Genomic DNA, 22503 nt, shown 5'->3' on the forward strand with positions numbered 1-22503 from the left:
GATCGGGCGCACCGGAGGCAAAACTCCCTGGTCAAGCGCCTTTGCCGGGCATGTGCATTGTTGAGGCGCTCTTAGTTCTCGACGGCTTTCGCAAAGAATGTCCATCCCACGGCCGCCGCCGCGTGGCCCGCCGGCCGCAGGGGAATGCTGCCGCTCGTCACCCCAGGTTCCGGCGAGAGAGGCAGGCGGACATGCGCGCCGAGATGCCCGACCTGCCGCTCGCCACGCTCCGCGGCGTCAGCCAGGTGGACCTGCAGAACAACCTGGGCACCGCGATCTGCTTCGTCGTCGCGCTGCTCGCCGCCGGATGGCAGTTCGCGCTGTTCGGCCTGGCCGGCGCCGCCGTGGGCACGCTCACCGCCTGGTTCCTCGGCGCGGCCAGGGAGAGCGTGACGGCGGGACTGGAAGGGTTCAACGGCACGCTGATCGGCGTCGCGCTCGTGCTGTACTTCCAGACCCGGTGGATCACGCTGCTGCTGGTCGTCGTCGGCGCGATCATGGGCAGCGTCCTGACGTCGGCGCTCAAGACGCTGCTCGGGCCGCACGACCTGCCGGGGCTCACCGCGCCGTTCTGCGCGGTGGCCACGATCATGGTGGTCGGCGGCCCGGCCTACGAGCGGGTCTGGCGCCGGCACGCCCTGGCGGCGCCGCCGTCGGCGACGTCCCCGGGGACCGCGGTGACGTTCACCGACCTGTGGCAGGGGCTGCTGAACGGCGTCGGCCAGGTGTTCTTCCAGGGCAAGTGGTACGTCGGCCTGATCTTCCTGGTCGGCCTGGCGTTCGCCGGGTGGCGGGTGGCGGTGGCCGCGCTGGCCGCCAGCGCCGTCGGGATCCTGGTGGCCGTGCTGCTCGGCGCGCCCGCCGCCGACATCGGCGCCGGCCTGTACGGCTACAACGCGGTGCTCACCGGCATCGCGCTCGGCTGCGCGTTCCTCGTGCCGACCGTCCTCGGCCTGCTGTACGCGCTGGCCGGCGTGGTGTCGGCGACCGTGCTGACGGCGTTCGTCGGCCACCTGTTCGCGCCGGTCGGCGGGCACACCCTGACCTGGCCGTTCGTCCTGGTCACCTGGATCTTCCTGGCGGCGGTCCCGGCGTTCTCCGGCGTCCGGCGCGCTTCCACCTAAGGAGAGCTCATGAACCTCGCACCGCGTGAGATCGACAAGCTGCTGATCTACGTCGTCGCCGATCTGGCCGCCAAGCGCCGCGAGCGCGGCGTGAAGCTGAACTACAGCGAGGCGGTGGCGCTGATCAGCGTCGCGGTCCTGGAGGCCGCCCGGGACGGCCGGACGGTGGCCGAGTGCATGGAGCTCGGCAAGCAGGTGCTCGGCGCCGGGGACGTCATGCCCGGGGTGCGCGAAATGCTCAAGCTGATGCAGGTCGAGGCGTCGTTCAAGGACGGCTCCAAGCTCGTTTCCTGCCACGACCCCATCGGCGGCTGACACCGCCGCGACCAGAAAGGAACGGTTCGCCATGACGGACACGGACCGGATCATGTACGGCGACGAGCCGATCGAGATCAACGCCGGTCGCGCCAGGGTCACCCTGACCGTGCGCAACACCGGCGACCGGGCCATCCAGGTCGGCTCGCACTTCCACTTCTTCGAGGCGAACCGGGCGCTCAGCTTCGACCGCGAGAAGGCGTACGGCATGCATCTCGACATCCCGGCCGGCACCGCCGTGCGCATCGAGCCGGGCGACACCCACCAGGTCACCCTGGTCGAGTTCGCCGGCGGCATGCGCGTCGTCGGCTTCGCCGGCCTGGTGGACGGCGGCCTGCGGGCCAGGGACAGCCGCACCCGCGCCCTGCGCCGCCTGGCCGAGCTGGGCTACGCCGACCAGCCCGAGCCCGCGGCCGCGGTCCGCGCGCCGGGCGAGGAGCCGCCGTCGCGCAAGGCGCCCGCCAAGAAGGCCGCCGCGAAGCAGCCCGCCGCCAAGGAACCGGCCGCCAAGCAGCCGGCGGCCAAGAAGCCGGCCGCCAGGAAGAAGAAGGCCTGAGCCGATGAGCACCATGAACCGCAAGCAGTACGTCGCCATGTTCGGCCCGACCGTGGGCGACCGGGTCCGGCTGGCCGACACCAACCTGGTGATCGAGATCGAGAAGGACCACACGGCCGGCTTCTACGGCGACGAGGCCGTCTACGGCGGCGGCAAGACCGCCCGCGACGGCATGGCGGCCGACCCCGGCTCCCAGAACGCCACGATCGCGCTCGACCTGGTGATCACCAACGCGGTCGTGCTGGACCCGGTGCTCGGCGTCGTCAAGGGCGACATCGGCATCAAGGACGGGCGGATCGTCGGGATCGGCAAGGCGGGCAACCCGCACACCCAGAACGGCGTGGACCGCCGCCTGGTGATCGGCGCCGGGACCGAGGTGCTGGCCGGCGAGAACATGATCGCCACGCCGGGGGCGATCGACCCGCACGTGCACCTGATCGCGCCGCAGCAGGCCGAGGCCGCGCTCACCAACGGCATCACGACGCTGATCGGCGGCGGCACCGGCCCCACCGACGGCACCCGCGGCACCACCTGCACGCCCGGCCCGTGGAACATCGGCCGCATGTTGCAGGCCGTCGAGGCGCTGCCGGTCAACATCGGCATCATGGCCAAGGGCAACGCCAGCCTGCCGGCCGCGCTGGCCGAGCAGATCGAGGCCGGGGCGTGCGCGCTGAAGGTGCACGAGGACTGGGGCTCCACCCCGGCGGTGGTGGACTGCGCGCTGCGCGTCGCCGACGAGTACGACGTCCAGGTGGCGCTGCACGCCGACAGCCTCAACGAGGCCGGCTACCTGGAGGACACGATCAGCGCCATCGACGGCCGGGCGATCCACACCTTCCACACCGAGGGCGCGGGCGGCGGCCACGCGCCGGACATGATCCGCATCGCCGGCGAGCCGAACGCGCTGCCGTCCTCGACGAACCCGACGCTGCCGTACACCATCAACTCGGCCGACGAGCTGCTGGACATGGTGATGGTCTGCCACCACCTCAACCACGACATCCCCGAGGACGTCTCCTTCGCCGACAGCCGGGTGCGGGTGGAGACCATCGCCGCCGAGACCGTGCTGCAGGACATGGGCGTGATCAGCATGTTCTCCTCCGACTCCCAGGCGATGGGCCGGATCGGGGAGACCTTCACCCGCGCCTTCCAGACCGCACACCACTGCAAGGACCAGCGCGGCCGGCTGCCGGAGGACTCCGAGCGCAACGACAACGCGCGGGTGCTGCGCTACCTGGCCAAGCTGACCATCAACCCGGCCCGGACGACCGGCATCGCCGAGCACGTCGGCTCGCTGGAGGACGGCAAGCTGGCCGACGTCGTGCTGTGGCCGTTCACGTCGTTCGCGGCCAAGCCGGCGCTGGTGGTCAAGGGCGGGCTGATCAACTGGTCGCAGATGGGCGACCCGAACGCGTCGCTGCCCACGCCGCAGCCGGTCTACTACCGGCCGATGTTCGGCGCGATGGGGATGGCCCAGCGCAAGAGCAGCCTGACGTTCCTGCCGGACGCCGCCATCGCCGCCGGGGTGCCGGAGCGGCTCGGCCTGCAACGGCTGATCGCGAGGGTGCGCCACACCAGGACGGTGGACAAGCGGCACATGATCCGCAACAACGCGCTGCCGAGGATCACCGTGGACCCCGAGACGTTCAAGGTCACGGTGGACGGCGAGCACGCGACCATCGCGCCGGCCCAGGAGCTGCCGCTGAACCACCTGTTCTTCCTGGCATGAGCCTGCTCGCCCAGCTCCAGCTCACCGACTCGGCCTTCCCGGGCGGCCTCTACACGCTCTCGCACGGGCTGGAGGCGTACGCGCAGGCCGGCCCGGTGGACGTCGCCGCGCTGCTGGAGGACCTGCTGCTGCACGCGGCGGGGCCGGGCGACGCCACCGCCCTGGTCCTGACCCACCGGGCGGTGACGGCCGGCGACTGGGACGCGGTGACCGAGGTGGACCGGCGGCTGCACGCCGTCAAGCTCGGCCGGGAGATCCGGGCCGCCGCCACCAGGACCGGCAACCAGGTCCTGCGCACGGCCGCCCTGGTCTTCGCGACGCCGGCGCTGGCCCGCCTGTCGGAGCTGGTCGAGGCCAGGGTCACGCCGGGCAACCACGCCGTCGTGCTGGGCGCGGCCTACGCCGGGCTCGGCGTCCGGGAGGCCGACGCGGTGACCGGCGACCTGTACGCGTTCGCCGCGAGCTGGGTCAGCGCCGCCGTACGGCTGCGCCTGCTGGACTTCCGCCAGGCCCAGGCCGCCCTGCACGGCGCGGCCGGCGCGATCGGGCGGGCCGCCGGGCACGCCCTGGCCGCCCGCGGCCCGCTGGACCTGCACGCCGCCACGCCGCTCGCGGACACGATGAGCGCCGCCCACGAACGGGCCGAGGCCCGGCTGTTCACCACCTGAGAGAGGGAAGCGTCCCGATGGATCACCACCACCACCCGCACCCCGCCGTGAACGTGCCCGCCGGCGCCGCCATGGACCGCGTCTTCAAGATCGGCGTCGGCGGCCCGGTCGGCTCCGGCAAGACCGCGCTCATCGAGGCGCTGGTGCCCGTGCTGCTCGACCGGGGACGCAGCGTGGCCGTCGTCACCAACGACATCTACACCCAGGAGGACGCCCAGCACGTCCGGCGCACCCTGGACGGCCTGCTGGACCCCGAGCGGGTCGTGGGCGTCGAGACCGGCTCCTGCCCGCACACCGCCGTGCGCGACGACCCGACGATGAACCTGGCCGCCGGGGCCGAGCTGCTGGAGCGCTTCCCCGACATCGACACGCTGCTGTTCGAGAGCGGCGGCGACAACCTGACCCTCACCTTCAGCCCCGTCCTGGCCGACGTCTACGTCTTCGTCCTGGACACCGGCGAGGGGGACAAGATGCCGCGCAAGCGGGGCCCCGGCATCACCGACTCGGACCTGCTGGTCATCAACAAGATCGACATCGCGCCGTACGTGCGGGCCGACCTGGAGGTCATGGCGCGCGACGCCGACCGGGTCCGCGACGGGCGGCCGGTCGTGCTCACCGACGCCCTGCGGGGCACCGGCGTGGCCGAGGTGGCCGATTTCGTCCTCAGCGGGGCTCCGGCGTGCTCGCCGGCCCGGTAGACCGGCTGGCCGCCGGCCACTACACGATCGACTCGGTCCCGGCGGACGTGGCCCGGCACGCCGGCGTGCCCGACACCCTGCCGGTCGGCAGCCCCGGCAAGGTCGGCGTGCTGGAGCTGGCGTTCGAGCGGCGGGGCGGGCGCACCGAGCTGACCGGCCACTACCAGAAGGCGCCGCTGCAGATCATGCGGCCGCACTACTACGACCCGGCCCGGCCCGACCTGCCGTACGTGATGGTGATGTCCACCGGCGGCGGCGTGCTCCAGGGCGACCGCCAGCGGCTCGACGTCGCCTGCGGCGCGGGGGCGTCCGTGCACGTCACTACGCAGGCGGCCACCAAGCTCTACCGGATGGAGCAGGACTACGCCACCCAGCTCGTCTCGCTCACCGCCGGGCCGGACGGCTACCTGGAGTACCTGCCGGACCCGGTGATCCCCTTCGCCGGGTCCCGGTTCTACCAGCGCACCCTGGTCAGCGCCGGGCCCGGGGCCACGGTGATCGTCGGGGAGACCGTGCTGGCGGGGCGGCTGGCCCGGGGGGAGCGGCACGCCTACACCGCGTACTGCACCGACCTGGACGTCTGCGACGCCGGCGGCCGGCTGCTGTTCGCCGACCCGCTCCGGCTCGTGCCCGAGCGCGCCCCGGTCACCGGCCCGGCGATGTTCGGCGGGCACGGCGTGCTGTCCACCCTGTACGTGATCACCTCCGCCGTGCCCGCCGCCGAGCTGGCCGGCGCGCTGCACGAGGCGGCGACGGGCGGCGGGCCGGCGGGCGGCGGGCTGGCGGGCGGCGGGCCGGCGGGCGGCGGGCTGGCGGGCGGGGCCAGCACGCTGCCGAACGGGGCGGGCGCCTGGGTCAGGGTGCTCGGGCCGGAGTCGCCGCCCGTCCTGGCCGCCCTGGAACGCCTGTGGGACCTCGCCCGGCGCGCCGTCACCGGCCACCCGGCCCCGGACCGGCGCAAACCCTGAGCCGGGCCCGCGCCGGCGCGGGGCTCCCGGGAGCGGTCACGGGTGCGCCGGTGGCGATCCGGCCTACCATGGGCCTATGCCCCGCATCTCGGCCGCCACGATCGGCGAGCATCGCGCCCAGACGCGCGACCGCATCCTGCAGGCCGTCTCGCGGCTGTCCAGGGCCCAGGGCATCGACGCCATCTCCCTGACGGACGTGGCCCACGAGGCCGGCATCACCCGCACGGTCCTGTACAACTACTTCCCCGACAAGGCCGCGCTGCTGCTGGCCTTCACCGAGCGCGTCACCAGCTACTTCATCGAGAGCTACGAGCGGGAGCTGCCCGAGCACGCCTCGCCCGCCGACCGGTTGCGGGCCTTCGTCCGGCTGCAGCTCGCGGGGCTGCTCGCCCATCCCCATCCGGGCGCGGCCGACCTCGGCGCGGCGCTCGGGCCCGACGCCTACCAGCAGCTCGCCGAGCACGTCGCGCCCATGCAGCGGGTGCTGGTGGAGATCCTCGACGACGGCGTGCGGGCGGGCGACTTCCAGGTGCCCGAGGTGGGCGCGACGGCGCGGATGGTGCTGGCCGTCATCGGGGCCGAGCGGGTGCCGCTGATCAGCGGCGAGGTCACGGTCGAGACGGCCGCGCAGGCCGTGTCCGGGTTCGTGCTCCGGGCTCTCGGCGCCCGTCCGTAGGGGCCGAACTCCGGGGTGGCCGCCGGAGGCCGCCGGGGACGGTGACAAGATTGTCGGATGGTACAGAACGGTCACGTCCAGGTGAAGTCGGCGCGGGGGCGGTGGATCCTGGGCGCGACCGTGCTCGGCTCCGGGCTGGCCCTGCTCGACAGCACCGTGGTCAACGTCGCGCTGCCGTTCCTCGGCAAGGAGCTGCACGCGGCCATGGACGGCCTCCAGTGGACCGTCAACGCCTACACCCTCACCCTGGCGGGCCTGATCCTGCTGGGCGGGTCGCTCGGCGACCGCTACGGGCGGCGCAAGATCTTCCTGATCGGCACGGTGTGGTTCGCCGTGGCCTCGGCGCTGTGCGGCCTGTCGCCGAACATCGAGTTCCTGGTGGGGGCGCGCGCGTTGCAGGGCGTCGGCGGCGCGCTGCTCACGCCGGGGTCGCTGGCCATCATCCAGGCGTCGTTCGTCAGGCAGGACCGGCCGCGGGCGGTCGGCGTCTGGTCCGGGCTGGGCGGCGTGGCCAGCGCGATCGGGCCGCTGCTGGGCGGCTGGCTGGTGCAGACGGCGGGCTGGCGGTGGGCGTTCCTGATCAACCTGCCGTTCGCGCTGATCGTGGTGCTGGTGACGCTGCGGCACGTGCCGGAGAGCCGCGACGAGCAGGCGGCCGGGCGGTTCGACGTCCTGGGCTCGCTGCTGGCCGCGCTGGCGCTGGCCGGGATCACGTACGGGCTGATCGAGAAGGGCGCGCCGGTGCCGCTGATCGCAGGGGCGCTGCTCGGGGCGGCGTTCGTGGTGACCGAGCGGCGCAGGTCGCCGCAGGCGCTGGTGCCGGTCGCCATCTTCAGGAACCACGTCTTCACGGCGGTCAACGTCGTCACGCTGATCATGTACGCCGCCATGGGCGTGGTGTTCTTCCTGCTGGTGATCCAGCTCCAGGTGGTGTCCGGGTTCTCGCCGATCGCGGCCGGGCTGTCGATGCTGCCGACCACGATCCTGATGATGCTGCTGTCGTCGCGGGCCGGGGAGACGGCCCGGCGACTCGGGCCGCGCTGGCCGATGACGATCGGGATCCTGCTGGCGGGGGCCGGGTTCGTGCTGATGAGCATGATCGGCCCGCACGCCTCCTACCCGCTGCTGGTGCTGCCCGCGGTGACCGTCTTCGGGCTCGGCCTGTCGGCGGCCGTCGCGCCGCTGACCGCGACGGTGCTGGCCACGGCCGACGAGCGCTACGCCGGCACGGCCAGCGGCGTCAACAACGCCGTGGCCCGCACCGGCAGCCTGCTGGCGGTGGCCGCCGTGCCGCCGCTGGTCGGGCTGGTGGGCGACGCGTTCGAGAACCCGCCGGTGTTCGACGCCGGGTTCCGGGCGGCCATGCTGATCAGCGCCGCCATGATGGCGGTCGCCGCGGCCGTCACGTTCCTCACCATCAGGACGAACGTGCTGGCCGGGGAACCGGAGACGGCTAGTACGTGAACGCCTGACTGCGCACGCTGTTGTCGAAGTTGGACAGCAGCAGCTCGGGCTCGCCGACCGAGCGCACGCCGGGCAGCCGGGTCAGCAGCTCGCGGAACATCGTGCGCATCTCCTGCCTGGCCAGGTTGGCGCCGAGGCAGAAGTGCGGGCCCGGCCCGCCGAACCCGACGTGGGGCTTGGTGTCGCGGGTGATGTCGAAGGTGTCGGGGTCGGGGAAGACCGACTCGTCGCGGTTGGCCGAGCCGTAGAACAGCACGACCTTGTCGCCCTGCTTCAGCTCCAGCCCGCGCAGCGTGTAGTCCTCGGTGACCGTGCGGCGGAACTGCATGATGGGCGAGACGTAGCGGACCATCTCCTCGATCGCGCCGTTGATGTGGGCGTCGAAGTCGGAGGTCAGCAGCTCGCGCTGGGCCGGGTTCTCGGTGAGCAGCCGGATGCCGTGGGCCATGGTGTTGCGGGCGGTCTCGTTGCCGGCCACCAGCAGCAGCGAGAAGAACGAGCCCAGCTCCTTGTCGGTCAGCTTCTCGCCGTCGGGGTTGGCGTTGACCAGGAGCGAGACCAGGTCGCCCTTGGGCTCGGCGACGCGCTCGTGGCCGAGCTTGATGACCATGCGCTGCAGGGCCAGCAGGGCCAGCATGTTCTGGCCGGCCATCTGGACGCTGCGGGCCAGGCTGGGACGCACGCCGGTGTAGGCGGTGGAGATGTCGACGTGCTGGTGGACCTTGGCGCGCAGCTCCTGCGGGATGTCGAGCATGTCGCAGATGACGTGGATGGGAAGCTTGGCGGCCACCTGCGTGACGAAGTCGCGCGGGCCCTCCTTGACGACGTCGTCGACGATGCGGGCGCAGGCCGCCTCGATGTCGCCCTGGAGCCCGGCCAGCATCCTGGGGCTGAATGAGCGCGTCACGATGCGGCGCAGGCGGGCGTGGCGGGGGTCGTCCATGTTGACCATGGACTCGCCGAACACCTGCTTGACCCAGCCCGGCGGCTCGGGGTTGGTCACGGCGGGCTCGCTGGAGAAGATCTTGGCGTTGCGGCTGGCCTCGACCACGTCCGCGTGCCGGACGAGGGCGTAGAAGCCCTTGCCGGAGCGGAGGAAGGGCACTTTCTTCTCCGGGAAGAACACCGGGTGCTCCAGTTGCCGGAGCCGGGCGAAAGCCTCATTCCGCTCTTTGAGCGGTTTGCGCCAGAAGTCCAGATCAGCGAGGTCGATGTCCACCCGTCTATCCTGGCACGCTCCCACGCCCCGGCGGACGGGCCGAAAGTCCCCTCCGAAGCGGATGTGCATCGTGCCCTCCTGGCCCGTTCTCGTGGCGTTAAGTCCTGGTTCGGCGTGGGTGGAGATGACTGTCCGTATGAACGCGTTGCTCGCCGCCTGCCTGGTCGTCCCCCTCGTCTCCGGGCCCGTCTCCGCCGCCGGGCCGGCCGCCCGCGCGTGCGGCGGGCACCCCCTCGACTTCGACGGCGACGGCCGCGCCGACATCGCCGTCGCCGCCCCCTACGACGACTCCAGGGCCGGTTCGGTGACCGTCATGTACGGCTCGGGCCGGACCGTCAAGCTCACCCAGCCCGGCGCCGAACCCGGGGACGCCTTCGGCTCGGCGCTGGCCGTCGGCGACTTCGACGGCGACGGCTGCGCCGACCTGGCGGTCGGGGTGTCGGAGGAGTTCGCCGGAAAGCGGGTGCCCGGCGCGGACGGCAACGGGGTCGTGCAGATCTTCGACGGCTCCCCCGCCGGGCTGGTCCCCGGCGAGGAGCTGGCCCCGGCCAGGCGCGGCAGCGACCGGTTCGGCGCGGCGCTGGCGGCCGGCGACCTCGACGGCGACGGCCGCGACGAGCTGGCCGTGGGCTCCCCGAGCCACGCCTCGGGCGGCGCGGTCACCGTCTACGGGATGAAGGGCCGCAAGGCGTACCAGATCACCCAGAAGACGTCGTGGGTGCGGCAGGCGGCGAACGTCACCGACCAGTGGGGCGCGGCGCTGGCGGCCGGCGACTTCGACGGCGACGGCCGGGACGAGCTGGCCGTCGGCGCGCCCGCCGACAGCGTGCTCCTGGACGGCCAGGGGTCGGTCACCGTGCTCGACCCGCGCGCCCGCCGGGCCCGGCTGCTCACGCAGAGCTCGCCGGGCATCGCCGGAGCGGCGGAGAAGTGGGACGCCTTCGGCGCGGCCCTGGCCACCGGCGACTTCAACGGCGACGATCGCGACGACCTGGCGATCGGCGTCCCCGGCGAGGGCCTCAGCGAGAACCAGCGGGCCATGGACTACGGCGACGGCACCGTGGACGTCCTGTACGGCTCGCGCGCCGGCCTGCGCACCCACGGCAGCGAGGCGTGGTCGCAGCGCTCGCTGAAGGGCGAGCCGCGCTACTACGACCGGTTCGGCGCGGCGCTGGCCGCCGGGGACTTCACCGGCGACGGCAAGGACGAGCTGGCCATCGGCGTGCCCGGCGAGCACGCCGTCCAGGTGCTCCAGGGACGCGCGCCGGGCGGCCTGACCCGCAAGGGGAACCTGCTGGTCAAGGGCAAGGGACGGGACTTCGGCGCCGCGCTGGCCGCGCTGCCCGGCGGGGGCGGCGGCCACTACCGCGCGCTGACCGCCGGACGCCCCCTGGACGGCCTCCTGGTCGCCGCCCCCGACCAGGGCCTGGTCATGTACGCCCCCGGCGTCCGCGAGACGGGCCTGCGCCTGGGCCGCCTCCGCCAGGTCTCCCAGGGCACCGGCCTGTACGGCTACACCTTCGGCTGAACGCCCTCCGGGCTCCCGGCGGGTGGCAGCAGCACGCGGAACAGAGCCCCCTTGCCCGGCTCCCCCTCGGCCATGACGACCCCTCCGTGCGCCTCGACCAGCGTCGCCGCGATCGACAGCCCCAGTCCGGCCCCGCCCACCCCGCGCGCCGGGTCGGCCCGGTAGAACCGCTCGAACACCCGCTCGGCCACCTCCGGCGGGAACCCGGGGCCCTCGTCGGCCACCTCCACCACGGCCCGCTCGCCGTCCAGCCCGACGCGCACCTCGAACGGCGTCCCTGGGGGCGTGTGCTGCAGCGCGTTGCTCACCAGGTTGCCGACCACCTGGCCGAGCCGCGACTCGTCGCCGGTCACCAGCACCTCGCCCTCGCCGCCGTCCAGGCGGACCAGCTCGATGCGCCGGTCGGGGGCCAGGGTCTGGGCGTCGATCACGGCGGTCGCGGCCAGGCTGAGCAGGTCCACCGGCCGTCGTGCCAGCTCCCGCCGCTGGTCCAGCCTGGCCAGCAGCAGCATGTCCTCCACCAGCAGGCCCATGCGCGCGGCCTGCCCCTCGATCCGGCTCAGCAGCCGCGCGGCCTCGGCCAGGTCCTTCTCCTCCCCCAGCCGGAACAGCTCGGCGAACCCCCTGATCGAGGTGAGCGGCGTGCGCAGCTCGTGCGAGGCGTCGGCCATGAACCGGCGCATGACCTCCTCCGAACGCCGCGCCGCCGTGGCCGACTCGCGCGCGGCCGTGGCCGACTCGCGCGCCGCCTCCGCCGCCGCCTCACGCTCGCGCACCGCCGACTCGATCTGGGCGAGCATGCCGTTGAGCGAGCGGCCGAGCTTGCCGACCTCGGTGGTGCCGGCCCACATCGGCACCCGGCGCGACAGGTCGCCGCCCGCGATGTCCTTGGCGGTGCGGCCGATCTCGCGCAGCGGGCGCAGGCTCCGCCGTACCAGCCAGTAGCAGGCGACGCCCAGCACGGCCAGCGTGCCGCCGCCGGCGAAGGCCACGATGAGGGCGAGCCTGGCCACCGTGCCCTCGACGTCGCCGAGGCTGATGGCGATCACCCGGCTGTCGCCGTCGCGGCCCGGGACGGCGACCACCCGCCAGTCCGGCCCGCCGGGCGCGCGGGACTCGACGGTGAACGGCCGCCCGCCGCGCGCGGCGACGTCCGCGCCGGTCAGCCGGGGCAGCTTGGGCGAGTGCTCCTCGGTGGACTCGCTGATCACCCGTACGGTGGCGCCGCCCGCGTCCACCAGCACCGAGTGGAACAGCCCGAAGAACCGCTGCGGCTGCCGCCCGGCCTGCCGCGCCTCGGGCGGCGGCGGCAGGTCGCGCGGCGCGGCGGCCGCCACCAGTTGCCGGTCCACCCGCTCGACCAGGTAGCCGCGCAGCAGCCGCACGGCGAACAGGCCGGTCACCGTGATGGCGAGGGTGACCAGCAGCAACGTGGCCGAGACCAGGCGCAGCCAGAGCGGGGCGCGGGCGAGGTGCTTCCTCAGGGGCGCGGTCATACGCGCGCGCGTGGGCGCGCTCATAGGCGTGCTCATAGGCGCGGCGGGCGCAGGATGTAGCCGACCCCGCGCAGCGTGTGCAGGTACTTCCGGTCACCGGTGTCGATCTTGCGCCGCAGGTACGACACGTACGACTCGACCAGGCCCACGTCGGTGCGCCAGTCGCCGTTCCAGACGTGGTCGAGGATCTGCGTCTTGGACAGCACCCGGCCCACGTTCAGCATGAAGTAGCGCAGCAGCCGGAACTCCGTCGGCGACAGCCGCACCGGGACGCCGTCGCGCCAGACCTCGTGGCTCTCCTCGTCCAGCTCCAGGTCGGCGACGCTCAGCCGGTGGGGCGGCGGCGCGCCCCTGCGGGTCCTGCGCAGCACCGCCCGGATCCGGGCGATGACCTCCTCCAGGCTGAACGGCTTGGTCACGTAGTCCTCGCCGAGGCCGAGACCGGTGATCCGGTCCTCCGGCGTGTCCTTGGCGGTGACGAACAGCACCGGGACCCGGCGGCCGCGGGACCGCAGCCTTCCCGCGACCGCCAGGCCGTCGATGTCGGGCAGCATCACGTCGAGCATCACCAGGTCGGGAGTGCTCTCCTCGGCCACCCGCAGCGCCTCCCGCCCGTCGGCGGCGGTCAGCACCTCGAACCCGGCCATGCGCAGGCCGGCCGAGAACAGCTCCCTGATGTTGGGCTCGTCGTCGACCACCAGCAGCCTGGCTTCGGGCTGGTTCATCGCGGGCCCCCTCCCGGCGTGCCCTGTGCGCCACGGGGGCCCTGGGCTCCCTGGGTGATCGCGGTCGCGGTGACCGAGCCGTCGCCGGACTGCTGCCCGCGCACCACGACCGTGGTGCCGGCGGCCAGGTCGGCGACCTTGCCGGGTCTGGAGATCTGGACCGTCGTCTGGTCGCTGGTGGTGACCGTCACCGTGGCGCCGTCCATGGTCCTGACGTAGATCTTGGCGCCGTCCACCTTCTCGACGGTGCCGACCGTGCCGCCGCCCGTGCCGCCGCCCGTGCCGCCGCCCGTGCCGCCGCCTGTGCCGCCCATGCGCTGCCCGAAGCCGCCGTTCTGGCCGACGCCGGGGAACTGGCCGTCCGTACGGCGGAGCTGCGCGGCGGCCGGCGCGGCGTCGGACGTCCCGAACAGCTTGGCCGCCTGGATCCCGATGAGGACGCCCGCCACCAGCACCACCCCGGCGGCCAGCCCGAGCGTCAGCTTCGAGACGCCCCCGCGCGGCCGGACGGCGAGCTCCTCCCCCAGGTCGTCGGGGAAGGGCGAGGAGTCGAGCCGGTCCATGTCTTTCTCCTTACTCATGCCGCAGGGCCTGGATCGGCCGGAGCTTGGCCGCCCTGTTGGCGGGATAACTGCCGAAGAACAGCCCGATCCCCACCGACACGCCGAGCGCCAGCGCGACGGACGACGGCACGAGGACCGGCTCGATGCCGGCCACGGTGAACCGGGTGCCGACGAAGGCCACCAGCACCCCGAGCAGCCCGCCGACCAGGCTGAGCAGGGTGGCCTCCATCAGGAACTGGCCCAGGATCGCGCTGCGCGGCGCGCCGATCGCCTTGCGGATGCCGATCTCCCGGGTCCGCTCGGTCACGGTGACCAGCATGATGTTGGTGATGCCGATGCCGCCCACCAGCAGCGAGATCGCCGCCACCGCCCCGAGCAGCACGGTGAACGTGCCGGTCGCCTCGCTCACCGTCTCCTGCAGGGCGGCCTGGTTGAGTATCCGGTAGTCGGCGTTGCCGTCGGTGATGCCGTGCCGCTGGTCGAGGACGGCGGTCACCTCCGACTGCGCCGCCGTGGTGGCCCCGGCCCCGGTGGCCTGCACCACGATCGAGTCCAGCGAGCCGAACCCGCTCAGGCTCTGCTGCACGGCGGGCAGCGGCGCCACGGCCACGTCGTCGGCGTCCTGCATGCCGGTGGAGCCGCTCTCCTTGAGCACCCCGACCACCGTGAACGGCACCCCGGACACGCTGACCTGCCGGCCGATCGGGTCCACGGTGCCGAACAGCTCCTCCACCACCGTCTGCCCGAGCACCACGACCTTCCTGGCGGCCAGCACGTCGTCGTTGAAGAAGTACGTGCCCTTGGCCACCGGCTTGTTCATGGCCTCGAAGTAGCTGGGGTAGGTGCCGACGAACTGCGCGATCGTGTGGCTGGCGGCGCCGTACGCGGCGGTGGCGGAGTTGACGCCGACCACCGGCGAGACGGACCTGACCGACGGCGCGAGCGTCCGGTCGGTGAGCGCCTTGGCGTCGGCCAGGCTGAGCTGCCTGGCCTGGGTCCGCGGCCCGGTGTTGCCGCCGCCGCCCGCCGCGCGCCCGCCGAGACCGCCTCCGCCGCCCGAGAAGGACGGGGAGATCGTCAGCGTGTTGGCGCCCAGGCGCTGGATGTTCTTCTGAATGCTCTGCGAGGAGCCCTCGCCGACCGCCACCAGCAGGATGACCGCGGCGACGCCGATGAGGATGCCCAGCGTGGTCAGGGCGCTGCGCATCTTGTTGGCCAGCAGGCCGCGCAGCGCGAAGCGGAGGATCTCAAGCTGGTTCACTGGCCGCCGTCCTCGGGGGTGGTCCGTCGACCGGCGCCTGGCGGCGGTCCTCCACGATCTCGCCGTCCACCAGCCGGATCACCCGTTTGGCGTGCGCGGCCACGTCGTCCTCGTGGGTGATGAGCACGATCGTGCGTCCCGACTCGCTGAGCCGGTCGAGGATCTGCAGCACGTCGCGGGTGGAGGCGGTGTCCAGGTTGCCGGTGGGCTCGTCGGCCAGCAGCAGGGCGGGCGCGGTGACCAGCGCCCTGGCCACGGCCACGCGCTGCTGCTGGCCGCCGGAGAGCTGGTTCGGCTCGTGCCGCACGCGGTCTGTCAGCCCGACCTGCTCCAGCGCGGCCAGGGCGCGCGAGCGCCGTTCGGCCGGGCCGACGCCGCCGTACACGAGCGGCAGCTCGACGTTGGCCAGCGCGCTCATCCGCGGGATCAGGTTGAAGGACTGGAAGACGAACCCCACCCTGCGGTTGCGCAGGACCGCGAGCTGATGCTCGGCCAGCCGTCCCACGTCCGCGCCGTCGATCTGGTACGTGCCGGAGGTGGGCACGTCGAGGCAGCCGAGGATGTTCATCAGGGTGGACTTGCCGGAGCCGGAGGCGCCCATGATGGCGACGTAGTCGCCGCGCTCGACGTCCAGGCTGACGCCGCGCAGGGCGTGGACCTTGGCGTCGCCCTCGCCGTACTCCTTGACGAGGTCCTTCACCCGCAGGACGGGCGCCGCCGCCGCGGTGGCGGGGGCCGGGGCCGTCATCGCCCGCCGCCCGGCATGCCGCCGCCGCCCGGGAACCCGCCGCCGAACCCGCCGCGCTGGTTGGTGCCCTGCGTACCGGTCGCCGGCGGCACGAGCCGGTCGCCCTCGGACACCCCCGACGTGATCTCGGTGAGCGCCGTGCCCCGGACGCCGACCTCGACCGGGGTCCTGACCTGGCGGCCGTCCCTGAGCAGGGTGACCGTGGTCTGGCCGCCGCTGGTGGAGACCGCGGTGGAGGGGACGGTGACGACGTTCTCCGCCCTGCCGACGACCACCTCGACGGTGGCGGTCTGGCCCAGCCTGACCTTCGCGGGGATCTTGGTGAAGGTGACCGTGACCGGGTACTGGACGACGTTGTTGCTGGTGGAGGCGACCGGCTGGATCTGCGTGACCTTGCCGTCGGCGGTCACCCCCGGCAGGGCGTCGAAGGTGACGGTGGCGTTCTGTCCCTGTTCGAGCTTGCCGACGTCGGACTCGGTGAAGGTGCCCACGAGCTGGAGCCGTCCGGTGTCGGCCAGGTCGACGAACCCGCCCGTCCCCGTGCCCGCGCTGTTGCCGCTGCTCTGGGACTGGCCCTGTGACTGGCCCTGGGACTGGCTCTGGCTTCCGCCCGAGCCGGAGGCGGCGCCGCCGACGGATCCGTTGACCGCCGTGACCGTGCCCTTGAACGGGGCCCGCAGGACGGTGGCCGCGACCGTGCGCTCGGCCTCGCGGTAGGCGTTGCGCGCCTTGACGTAGGAGGCGTAGAGCGCGGCGGTGCCGGTGCCCTCGTCGATCGCGCTCTGGTACGTGGCCTTGGCCGCCGACAGGCTCTCCTGGGCGGCGTCGTCGTCGAGCCTGGCCAGGATGTCGCCCTTGTCGACCTTGTCCCCCGCCTTGACGTAGATCCGCTCGACCGTGCCGCCCGTGCCGAACGACAGGGCCCTGGTCCTGGAGCTGGCCACCGCGCCCGACGCGGACACCGTCGCGGTCACCGAGCCGCGGCTCGCCGTCACCGTGCGCACGGCCGTCTCGCCGGCCGCGCGGTCCGTGCCGAGCTGGACGTAGGCGAGCGTGGCCCCGCCCAGCAGGAGCACGCCCAGTGCTCCGTTGGTCATCAGCGCTCTGCGCCTTGTCGACACCTTCACAGCCGGTGACCCTTGCACACCAGCCTGCGCCGCAGCCGTGACGGAGCTGAACGTTCGCTGACAAACCGGGCCTGCGCGGGGTCACACAGCGAACTCTCAGGCTGCTCGCAGGCTGCCGTGAAGCTGGTCGGCCAGGATGGGCCGCCATGAGACCGACTTTCGCGCTGGGCGGGCTCGCCCTGGCCGTGCTCGTCGCCGGGTCGGGCCTGGCGCTGGCACTCCGCGACGACGACCCGCCGGCCGTCCGGGTACGGCTCGCCGCCGCCCAGCGGGGCCCGGTCACGGCCCTGGTCAGCGCCGCCGGCAACACCGTGGACGGGGCCCGTCGGGACCTGGCGTTCGGCTCGTCCGGCCCGGTGACCAAGGTGTACGTCAAGGTCGGGACCAAGGTGACCAAGGGCCAGGTGCTGGCCAGGATCGACGGGCGAGGGGCCCGCGAGGCGTACGCCGCCGCCAAGGCCGACCTCTCCGCCGCCCAAGAATCCCTAACCACCGCCACCACCAACTCCCCCGAAACCGCAACCACCGAAACCGCAACCACCGGGACTGGGACTACTGGAACCGGGACCGCCGGGACTGGGACCACTGGGACCGGGACCACCCGGAGCACGGGAGCCACCGGCTCAGCCGGGAGCTCGGGGACCACCGGTTCTGCCGGTTCGCCGGTCTCCGCCAGGCCCACCGCCGGCACTCCGGGCCCGGCCACCAGCGGCGACACCCCCGCCACCACCGGCAACCCCAGATCGCCGAACGCCGCCAACTGCCCCACCCCCTCGGCCACCTCGAAGCCCACGCCGCCCGGCACTCAGAGGCCCACCCCGACCACCGGCGGCACCGGCCCCACCACCTCCCCCGCCCCGGACACCGCCACCACCTCATCCGGCACCGCTGCCCCTCCGGGGACCGCCGCCACTGTCGGGGGCGCCGTCACTCGTGGGGGTGCCGCCGTCCCGGGTGGGGCGGGCGGCTCCGGTACGGCCATCGGCGGAGGTTCGGCGGGCGAGGGCGTCTTCGGCCCGACCACCCCGCCCACGCCTACGCCCACAGCCACGGCAAAGCCCTTGACCGCTCCGCCCACCGCCGACACGCCCACCGACGCCACCGCCGCCAAGGCGGGCAAGGCCGGCACCCCCGCTTCCACGCGGACGTCCGGCGCGTACCCGGCTCACAGCCGCACCCCAACCGCGACCCCCACCCCCACCAGAACGCCCTCCCCCACCCCCACTCACGAGCCCTCCGAACCCCAGCCCACGGTGACGGTCACCGCGACCGCCACGGTGACGGCGACGGTGACCGTGACGGCGACCCCGCCCGGCGGCGGCACCCCTGGAGGCGGCCAGACCTCCACCCCCGGCACACCGTCCACCTCCGGCGAACCCTCCACACCGGGCGGCCCGTCCACCCCCGGGCCGCCCGCCACGGTCAGGCCCTCGACCACCGCGCCCCCGTCCGCGACCGCCAAGCCCACAGCCAAGCCCACCGCGAAGGCCACCGCCAAGCCGCACGCGACGACCTCCGCCCGTCCCACCGGCTCCTGCTCCCCCGGCACGACCTCCCGGGACACCGCCACCAGGACCGCCACCACCCCCAAGGACGGCGCCCCCAGAAGCGGGATCACCGAGGACCAGGCCGCCGCGAACGTGGACCGCGCCGAAGCCGCCCTGGAGGCGGCCGCCGACGCCGTACGCGCCACCCGCATCGTGGCCCCCACCTCGGGGACCGTCCTGTCGGTGGCGGGACGGGTCGGCGACACGGCCGGCACCGGCACCTTCATCAGCCTCGGCAACCTGAACGAGCTCCAGGTCCAGGCCATGGTCACCGAGTCCGACGTCAACCGGCTCAAACTCGGCCAGCAGGCCGCCATCACCCTCGCCACCCGCCCCGGCGAGCGCCACGGCGGCACGGTCACCGCGATCGCCCCGACCGCCACCGTCGAGGACCGGCTCGTCCGCTACTCCGTCACCCTGGCCTTCGACGAGCCGCCCGCCGGGCTCATGCTCGGCCAGACCGCCACGGTGTCGGTGACGACCGCCGAGGCCAAGGACGCGATCTACGTCCCGGCCGCCGCCGTCCGCAGCCGTTCAGACGGCGCCCAGGTGGTCACCGTGCGGTCGGGCGGGCACGACGCCGCGAAGGTGGTCGGCACCGGCGTCCGTGGCGACCAGTACGTCCAGATCACCTCAGGTCTGGACGAACGGGACCAGGTCGTCATGTCCGGCACCACCGCCGGCGAGTTCCCCGACGCGACCTGGCCGGGCGCCTGACCACCCGCCCCTGCCTCCCAGCCGGCCCTCAGCCCGTTCCCAGCGAACCTTCAGCCGACGAAGGCCGCAGGGGCCGCAGGGGCCGCAGGGGCGGCAGGACCCGACGTCCCCGGTCGGCGAAGGCTGCGCGCCCCGCCGTTCCTCAGCCATGGCGGGGTGCGGCGCGGCCGGCGGCTGAGCGGGGCGGTTCGGCCGGGATCGTGAGCCGGTGGGCGGTACGGGCCCGCGCGCCGCGGCGGGAGATGTAGTCGAGCGTGCGGAAGTCCACCGCCAGCTCGTCCCTGGTCAGCCGGGCCATGAGGTAGCCGCGCCGCTGGTCGATGTAGGAGATGTGCGGGTTCTCCTGCAGTGCCTCGGCGATCCACGTGCGGTCCCGGTAGCCGTCGCCGTCGCTGGCGATCGACGACGTCACCAGCTCCCTGGCCACCACCGGCGAGTCCGGGTCGTCGAAGTCGGTCTTGAGGTCGGCCAGGTGGTGCATGTGCGCGTCGCCGGTCAGGACGACGGGGTTCGAGGTGCCCGACAGCGACCCGAGCAGACGGGTGCGCTCGGCGGCGTAGCCGTCCCAGGAGTCGAGGTTCACCTCGCGGCCCGGCCCGATCTTGTAGTCGCGCTGGGCCATCAGGATCTGCTGGCCCAGCAGGTTCCACCGGGCGCCGGACCCGCTCAGCCCCTCCTCCAGCCACCGCCACTGGGCGGCCCCGAGCAGCGTGCGCCCGTCGGACAGCCGCTCGTCGCAGCCGGCCCGCACCCCGTCCAGGCATGCCTGGTCGTCGCGGAACTGGCGGGTGTCAAGGAGGTGGAAGCGGGCCAGCGTCCCCCAGGAGACGCGCCGGTTGATGCGCAGCACCGCGCCCTGGAGGCTGGCGCGGCGCAGCGGCATGTTCTCGTAGTACGCGCGGAAGGCGTCGGCGCGGCGGCGGGCGAAGCCGGGCGCGCCGGTGCTGGAGACGGGGCCGGCCCAGTTGTTCTCCACCTCGTGGTCGTCGAAGGCCACCAGCCAGGGCGCGACCGCGTGCGCGGCCTGCAGGTCGTGGTCGCTCTTGTACTGGGCGTGCCGCAGCCGGTAGTCGGCGAGGGTGGCGCACTTGCCCGGCGTGTGCGTGCGCACCCGTCCGGCCAGGGCGGTGTAGCCGCTGGGGCCGTACTCGTACATGTAGTCGCCGAGGAAGACGACCAGTTCGGGTTCCTGCTCGGCCAGGCGGCGGTAGGCGGTGTAGTAGCCGTGCTCGTAGTGCGCGCAGGCGGCCACGGCGAAGGTGAGCGGGCTCTCCCCTGCGGGCGTCGTCCGGGTGCGGGCGGCGGGCGAGAGCCTGCCCTGGCTCCTGAACCGGTAGAAGTAGTCGCGGCCGGGCTCCAGCCCGTCCAGCTCGACGTGCACGCTGTGGGCGTCGCGCGGCCGGGCGGTCGCGGTGCCCGACCGCACGACCGAGGAGAACCGCTCGTCGGTGGCGACCTGCCAGTCGACCTCGACGTCGCGGGCGGGCATGCCGCCGCGGCCGTCGCCGCTGAGCGGCTCGACGGCCAGCCGGGTCCACAGGACGAAGCCGTCGGCGGACGGATCGCCGGAGGCCACGCCGAGGGTGAACGGGTCGGATCTGAGTGTGGTCGAGGAGGCGGGCACTGAGACGGGCGCTGAGGCGGGCACTGAGGCGGGCGCGCTGGCGGTGCGGGGCGCGACGAGGCCGGCTGCCGCCGCTGTCAGGAACGTTCTGCGGTCCACGCTCCAGGTATGTCCGCCCGCGCTGACCCCGCCGTGGCCCCGTCATGACAGCGGAGTCAAGCGTGGGTGAACAGCGCCGGTCGCCCGGAGACAGGCCGGCGGGAGGCGGCCGGGAGGCGGCCGGGAGGTCAGCGGGGCAGCTCGCGCAGGGACTTGCGGAGCGCGGCGGCGCTGGTGAACAGCACGCCGGTCATGCCCGCGCGCTCGGCGCCCTCGACGTTCTCGGCGCGGTCGTCGATGAAGACGATCTCGGACGGGTCGGCGGCCAGCTCGCGGGCGACCTCGTCGAAGATCTCCCGGTCGGGTTTGACCAGCCCCATCCTGCCGCTGTAGAAGCGGTGGCCGATGGCGGCGATCCAGGGCAGCTCGTCGAGGCCGTCGGCCATGCAGACGGGCATGTTGGACAGCAGCGCCACGCCGTCGCCCGCGTCGAGGATCTCATCGAGGACGGCGACCGTGCCCTCGTCGGGGTAGGCCCAGCTCGCGACGTCCATGGCCACCAGGCGGGCGACCTCGGACGGGGTGACGGACCGGCCCAGCACGGCCGCCCAGTAGTCGACGGGGCTCAGGCTCGCCCGGTCGAACTCCAGGCGGTGTTCCCAGTAGCCGCGCGCGAAGGCCCCCGGCTCGGCCCCGACGGCCCGCGCCATGGCCTCGTTGTCGGACTCGGACTGGGGAAGGGACAGGACGCTGCCGTAGTCGAACACAATCCACGTCATGCAAGGAATGGTCGCAGATGCGGGTCGAGCGCCGGGCAGCCCAGGTATTTCTCGGCCGTGTGGAAGTCGATCCAGTCGAGGTTGACCAGTTCCTCGACGTCCACGCCGGTGAAGCTGGCGCGCAGGGCGGGCGGGATGGCGGCGATGTCGTCCTTGTCGGCGATGTTCACCCAGCGGGCGACGTTCCTGGGGCGTTCGCCGAGGCCGTTGACGGGGGCGGGCAGGAGGCGTTCGAAGACGACGTTGCGCATGCCGAGCGGGCTGCCGAGCGTCAGGAGCAGGTCGACGGGCAGGTCGGGGTTGGCCCACAGGGCCTCGTAGGCCACGACGCTGCCGAGGGAGTGGGCGATCACCACCCGCGGCCGGTTCCTGCGGATGGCGTCGGCCACGGCCAGCCGGCACCTGTCGCGCCGCTCCTGGTCGGTGAGGTAGACCGCGACCTCGGGCGCGAACAGCTTGGCGAACGCCGCCGACCTGCTGTCGAGCTTGCCGAGCAGCCATCCGGTGAACGACTTGAGCGCGCCGGTGACGTGCTCGCCGAGCCCGAGGTCCTTGGCCCATTCGACGAGCACCTGCTGGGTGGCGGCCTCGACGCGCGCCGCCGCCTGCTTGGAGCTCTCCCCGGGCTTGGGGTCGCGCAGCAGGTGGGAGAAGTAGGCGACCTCGCTGAAGTAGGCGGCCGTCTCGCCGCCGAGCGCCGCGTGCAGGTAGCGGTCCCACTTGAGCCGCATGGCCTCGGCGGCCCCGGTGGCCGACCCGCCGGCCTCCAGGTAGTAGTTGTACTTGCCGATCCCGTGCACGCCCACGATGGCCGTCACAGCGCCTCCCCCTGACCGCTCGGTCTTTCCGCGGATATTGGCATACGCCGCCCGCCCGCGCCCGTCAAGAGCGGCGGGGGTTTAGGCTTGCCTAAAGGTTTAGGTAGAGCTAAA

20 protein-coding genes and 1 pseudogene are annotated in these 22503 nt (G+C 73.4%); 11 read left to right on the forward strand and 10 right to left on the reverse strand.

The genetic code is table 11. From position 1 onward, the window contains the following. The first annotated feature begins 191 nt into the window (after nucleotides 1-191). The 9 genes and pseudogenes from ACIBQ8_RS01175 (at nucleotide 192) to ACIBQ8_RS01215 (ending at nucleotide 8198) form a co-directional block, all read left to right on the forward strand. Nucleotides 192-1124 carry an urea transporter gene (locus tag ACIBQ8_RS01175; protein ID WP_397168015.1) on the forward strand — a complete coding sequence of 311 codons (933 nt, stop codon included), beginning with the start codon at nucleotides 192-194 and terminating at the stop codon, nucleotides 1122-1124. A 9-nt stretch (nucleotides 1125-1133) separates the two neighbouring features. Beyond that, a complete protein-coding gene (locus ACIBQ8_RS01180) occupies nucleotides 1134-1439 on the forward strand; it encodes an urease subunit gamma (RefSeq protein WP_352330244.1) in 306 nt (101 codons plus the stop codon). Nucleotides 1440-1470: 31 nt separating this feature from the next. Next, nucleotides 1471-1776: pseudogene (locus ACIBQ8_RS01185) on the forward strand (urease subunit beta); the annotation flags it as partial. Between the two features lie 223 nt (nucleotides 1777-1999). Further along, the gene (ureC, locus tag ACIBQ8_RS01190; RefSeq protein WP_397190644.1) at nucleotides 2000-3724 is read left to right on the forward strand and encodes an urease subunit alpha; all 1725 of its coding nucleotides are present in this window, start codon (nucleotides 2000-2002) and stop codon (nucleotides 3722-3724) included. Then, entirely contained in the window at nucleotides 3721-4392 is a 672-nt protein-coding gene (locus ACIBQ8_RS01195; protein ID WP_397168019.1) for an urease accessory protein UreF, read from the forward strand. Before ureC ends, ACIBQ8_RS01195 begins: the two co-directional genes overlap by 4 nt. A gap of 17 nt (nucleotides 4393-4409) precedes the next feature. Further along, entirely contained in the window at nucleotides 4410-5090 is a 681-nt protein-coding gene (gene ureG / locus ACIBQ8_RS01200; protein WP_397168020.1) for an urease accessory protein UreG, read from the forward strand. Next, the gene (locus ACIBQ8_RS01205; RefSeq protein WP_397190645.1) at nucleotides 5072-6058 is read left to right on the forward strand and encodes an urease accessory protein UreD; all 987 of its coding nucleotides are present in this window, start codon (nucleotides 5072-5074) and stop codon (nucleotides 6056-6058) included. The genes ureG and ACIBQ8_RS01205 overlap by 19 nt, the downstream gene beginning before the upstream one ends. A 76-nt stretch (nucleotides 6059-6134) precedes the next feature. Continuing rightward, a complete protein-coding gene (locus tag ACIBQ8_RS01210) occupies nucleotides 6135-6734 on the forward strand; it encodes a TetR/AcrR family transcriptional regulator (protein ID WP_397168024.1) in 600 nt (199 codons plus the stop codon). A 57-nt stretch (nucleotides 6735-6791) separates the two neighbouring features. After that, on the forward strand, nucleotides 6792-8198 hold the full coding sequence (locus ACIBQ8_RS01215; protein ID WP_397168026.1) for an MFS transporter: 1407 nt from the start codon (nucleotides 6792-6794) through the stop codon (nucleotides 8196-8198). On the opposite strand, the gene ACIBQ8_RS01220 is transcribed toward ACIBQ8_RS01215, so the two are convergent. Beyond that, nucleotides 8188-9417: a cytochrome P450 gene (locus ACIBQ8_RS01220; RefSeq protein ID WP_358293170.1), complete on the reverse strand. Its 1230-nt coding sequence runs from the start codon at nucleotides 9415-9417 to the stop codon at nucleotides 8188-8190. The genes ACIBQ8_RS01215 and ACIBQ8_RS01220 overlap by 11 nt on opposite strands. A 136-nt stretch (nucleotides 9418-9553) precedes the next feature. On the opposite strand from ACIBQ8_RS01220, the gene ACIBQ8_RS01225 reads away from it, so the two are divergent. After that, the gene (locus ACIBQ8_RS01225) at nucleotides 9554-10945 is read left to right on the forward strand and encodes an FG-GAP and VCBS repeat-containing protein (protein ID WP_397190646.1); all 1392 of its coding nucleotides are present in this window, start codon (nucleotides 9554-9556) and stop codon (nucleotides 10943-10945) included. Here the strand turns inward: ACIBQ8_RS01225 and ACIBQ8_RS01230 are convergent. Genes ACIBQ8_RS01230 through ACIBQ8_RS01255 form a run of 6 tightly spaced genes read right to left on the reverse strand, consistent with a single transcriptional unit; the run spans nucleotide 10930 to nucleotide 16835 of the window. After that, a complete protein-coding gene (locus tag ACIBQ8_RS01230; protein WP_397168030.1) occupies nucleotides 10930-12441 on the reverse strand; it encodes a sensor histidine kinase in 1512 nt (503 codons plus the stop codon). The two genes, ACIBQ8_RS01225 and ACIBQ8_RS01230, sit on opposite strands and share 16 nt — an antisense overlap. 32 nt (nucleotides 12442-12473) lie before the next feature. Continuing rightward, nucleotides 12474-13166, reverse strand: coding sequence for a response regulator transcription factor (locus ACIBQ8_RS01235; protein WP_352330355.1), 693 nt, complete (start codon nucleotides 13164-13166; stop codon nucleotides 12474-12476). Then, entirely contained in the window at nucleotides 13163-13729 is a 567-nt protein-coding gene (locus ACIBQ8_RS01240; protein WP_397190647.1) for a hypothetical protein, read from the reverse strand. Before ACIBQ8_RS01240 ends, ACIBQ8_RS01235 begins: the two co-directional genes overlap by 4 nt. A 10-nt stretch (nucleotides 13730-13739) precedes the next feature. Then, the gene (locus ACIBQ8_RS01245) at nucleotides 13740-14990 is read right to left on the reverse strand and encodes an ABC transporter permease (protein ID WP_397190648.1); all 1251 of its coding nucleotides are present in this window, start codon (nucleotides 14988-14990) and stop codon (nucleotides 13740-13742) included. After that, nucleotides 14977-15738 (reverse strand): ABC transporter ATP-binding protein, encoded by a 762-nt coding sequence (locus ACIBQ8_RS01250; RefSeq protein ID WP_397190649.1) that lies wholly within the window; start codon nucleotides 15736-15738, stop codon nucleotides 14977-14979. The genes ACIBQ8_RS01245 and ACIBQ8_RS01250 overlap by 14 nt, the downstream gene beginning before the upstream one ends. Continuing rightward, nucleotides 15735-16835 (reverse strand): efflux RND transporter periplasmic adaptor subunit, encoded by a 1101-nt coding sequence (locus ACIBQ8_RS01255; RefSeq protein WP_397190650.1) that lies wholly within the window; start codon nucleotides 16833-16835, stop codon nucleotides 15735-15737. Before ACIBQ8_RS01255 ends, ACIBQ8_RS01250 begins: the two co-directional genes overlap by 4 nt. Before the next feature lie 176 nt (nucleotides 16836-17011). Here ACIBQ8_RS01255 and ACIBQ8_RS01260 point away from each other — a divergent pair, with 176 nt between their 5' ends. After that, nucleotides 17012-19129 carry an efflux RND transporter periplasmic adaptor subunit gene (locus ACIBQ8_RS01260; RefSeq protein ID WP_397190651.1) on the forward strand — a complete coding sequence of 706 codons (2118 nt, stop codon included), beginning with the start codon at nucleotides 17012-17014 and terminating at the stop codon, nucleotides 19127-19129. 142 nt (nucleotides 19130-19271) lie between these two features. Here ACIBQ8_RS01260 and ACIBQ8_RS01265 read toward each other — a convergent pair whose 3' ends face one another. The 3 genes from ACIBQ8_RS01265 to ACIBQ8_RS01275 form a co-directional block, all read right to left on the reverse strand. Then, a complete protein-coding gene (locus ACIBQ8_RS01265) occupies nucleotides 19272-20753 on the reverse strand; it encodes an alkaline phosphatase D family protein (RefSeq protein ID WP_397190652.1) in 1482 nt (493 codons plus the stop codon). Between the two features lie 227 nt (nucleotides 20754-20980). Beyond that, nucleotides 20981-21571 (reverse strand): HAD family hydrolase, encoded by a 591-nt coding sequence (locus ACIBQ8_RS01270; protein ID WP_397168042.1) that lies wholly within the window; start codon nucleotides 21569-21571, stop codon nucleotides 20981-20983. Beyond that, nucleotides 21568-22389 (reverse strand): hypothetical protein, encoded by an 822-nt coding sequence (locus ACIBQ8_RS01275; protein ID WP_397190653.1) that lies wholly within the window; start codon nucleotides 22387-22389, stop codon nucleotides 21568-21570. Before ACIBQ8_RS01275 ends, ACIBQ8_RS01270 begins: the two co-directional genes overlap by 4 nt. Nucleotides 22390-22503: the final 114 nt, after the last annotated feature.

Origin of the sequence: Nonomuraea sp. NPDC049646, from assembly GCF_044465525.1 — a bacterium.
GTDB lineage: Bacteria > Actinomycetota > Actinomycetes > Streptosporangiales > Streptosporangiaceae > Nonomuraea.

Bases quoted from the DNA above. Each gene is read 5' to 3' on its own strand.
- ACIBQ8_RS01175 (WP_397168015.1), top strand. From the start codon at position 192: ATGCGCGCCGAGATGCCCGACCTGCCGCTCGCCACGCTCCGCGGCGTC.
- ACIBQ8_RS01180 (WP_352330244.1), top strand. From the start codon at position 1,134: ATGAACCTCGCACCGCGTGAGATCGACAAGCTGCTGATCTACGTCGTC.
- ureC (WP_397190644.1), top strand. From the start codon at position 2,000: ATGAGCACCATGAACCGCAAGCAGTACGTCGCCATGTTCGGCCCGACC.
- ACIBQ8_RS01195 (WP_397168019.1), top strand. From the start codon at position 3,721: ATGAGCCTGCTCGCCCAGCTCCAGCTCACCGACTCGGCCTTCCCGGGC.
- ureG (WP_397168020.1), top strand. From the start codon at position 4,410: ATGGATCACCACCACCACCCGCACCCCGCCGTGAACGTGCCCGCCGGC.
- ACIBQ8_RS01210 (WP_397168024.1), top strand. From the start codon at position 6,135: ATGCCCCGCATCTCGGCCGCCACGATCGGCGAGCATCGCGCCCAGACG.
- ACIBQ8_RS01215 (WP_397168026.1), top strand. From the start codon at position 6,792: ATGGTACAGAACGGTCACGTCCAGGTGAAGTCGGCGCGGGGGCGGTGG.
- ACIBQ8_RS01225 (WP_397190646.1), top strand. From the start codon at position 9,554: ATGAACGCGTTGCTCGCCGCCTGCCTGGTCGTCCCCCTCGTCTCCGGG.
- ACIBQ8_RS01230 (WP_397168030.1), bottom strand. From the start codon at position 12,441: ATGACCGCGCCCCTGAGGAAGCACCTCGCCCGCGCCCCGCTCTGGCTG.
- ACIBQ8_RS01235 (WP_352330355.1), bottom strand. From the start codon at position 13,166: ATGAACCAGCCCGAAGCCAGGCTGCTGGTGGTCGACGACGAGCCCAAC.
- ACIBQ8_RS01240 (WP_397190647.1), bottom strand. From the start codon at position 13,729: ATGGACCGGCTCGACTCCTCGCCCTTCCCCGACGACCTGGGGGAGGAG.
- ACIBQ8_RS01250 (WP_397190649.1), bottom strand. From the start codon at position 15,738: ATGACGGCCCCGGCCCCCGCCACCGCGGCGGCGGCGCCCGTCCTGCGG.
- ACIBQ8_RS01255 (WP_397190650.1), bottom strand. From the start codon at position 16,835: ATGACCAACGGAGCACTGGGCGTGCTCCTGCTGGGCGGGGCCACGCTC.
- ACIBQ8_RS01260 (WP_397190651.1), top strand. From the start codon at position 17,012: ATGAGACCGACTTTCGCGCTGGGCGGGCTCGCCCTGGCCGTGCTCGTC.
- ACIBQ8_RS01270 (WP_397168042.1), bottom strand. From the start codon at position 21,571: ATGACGTGGATTGTGTTCGACTACGGCAGCGTCCTGTCCCTTCCCCAG.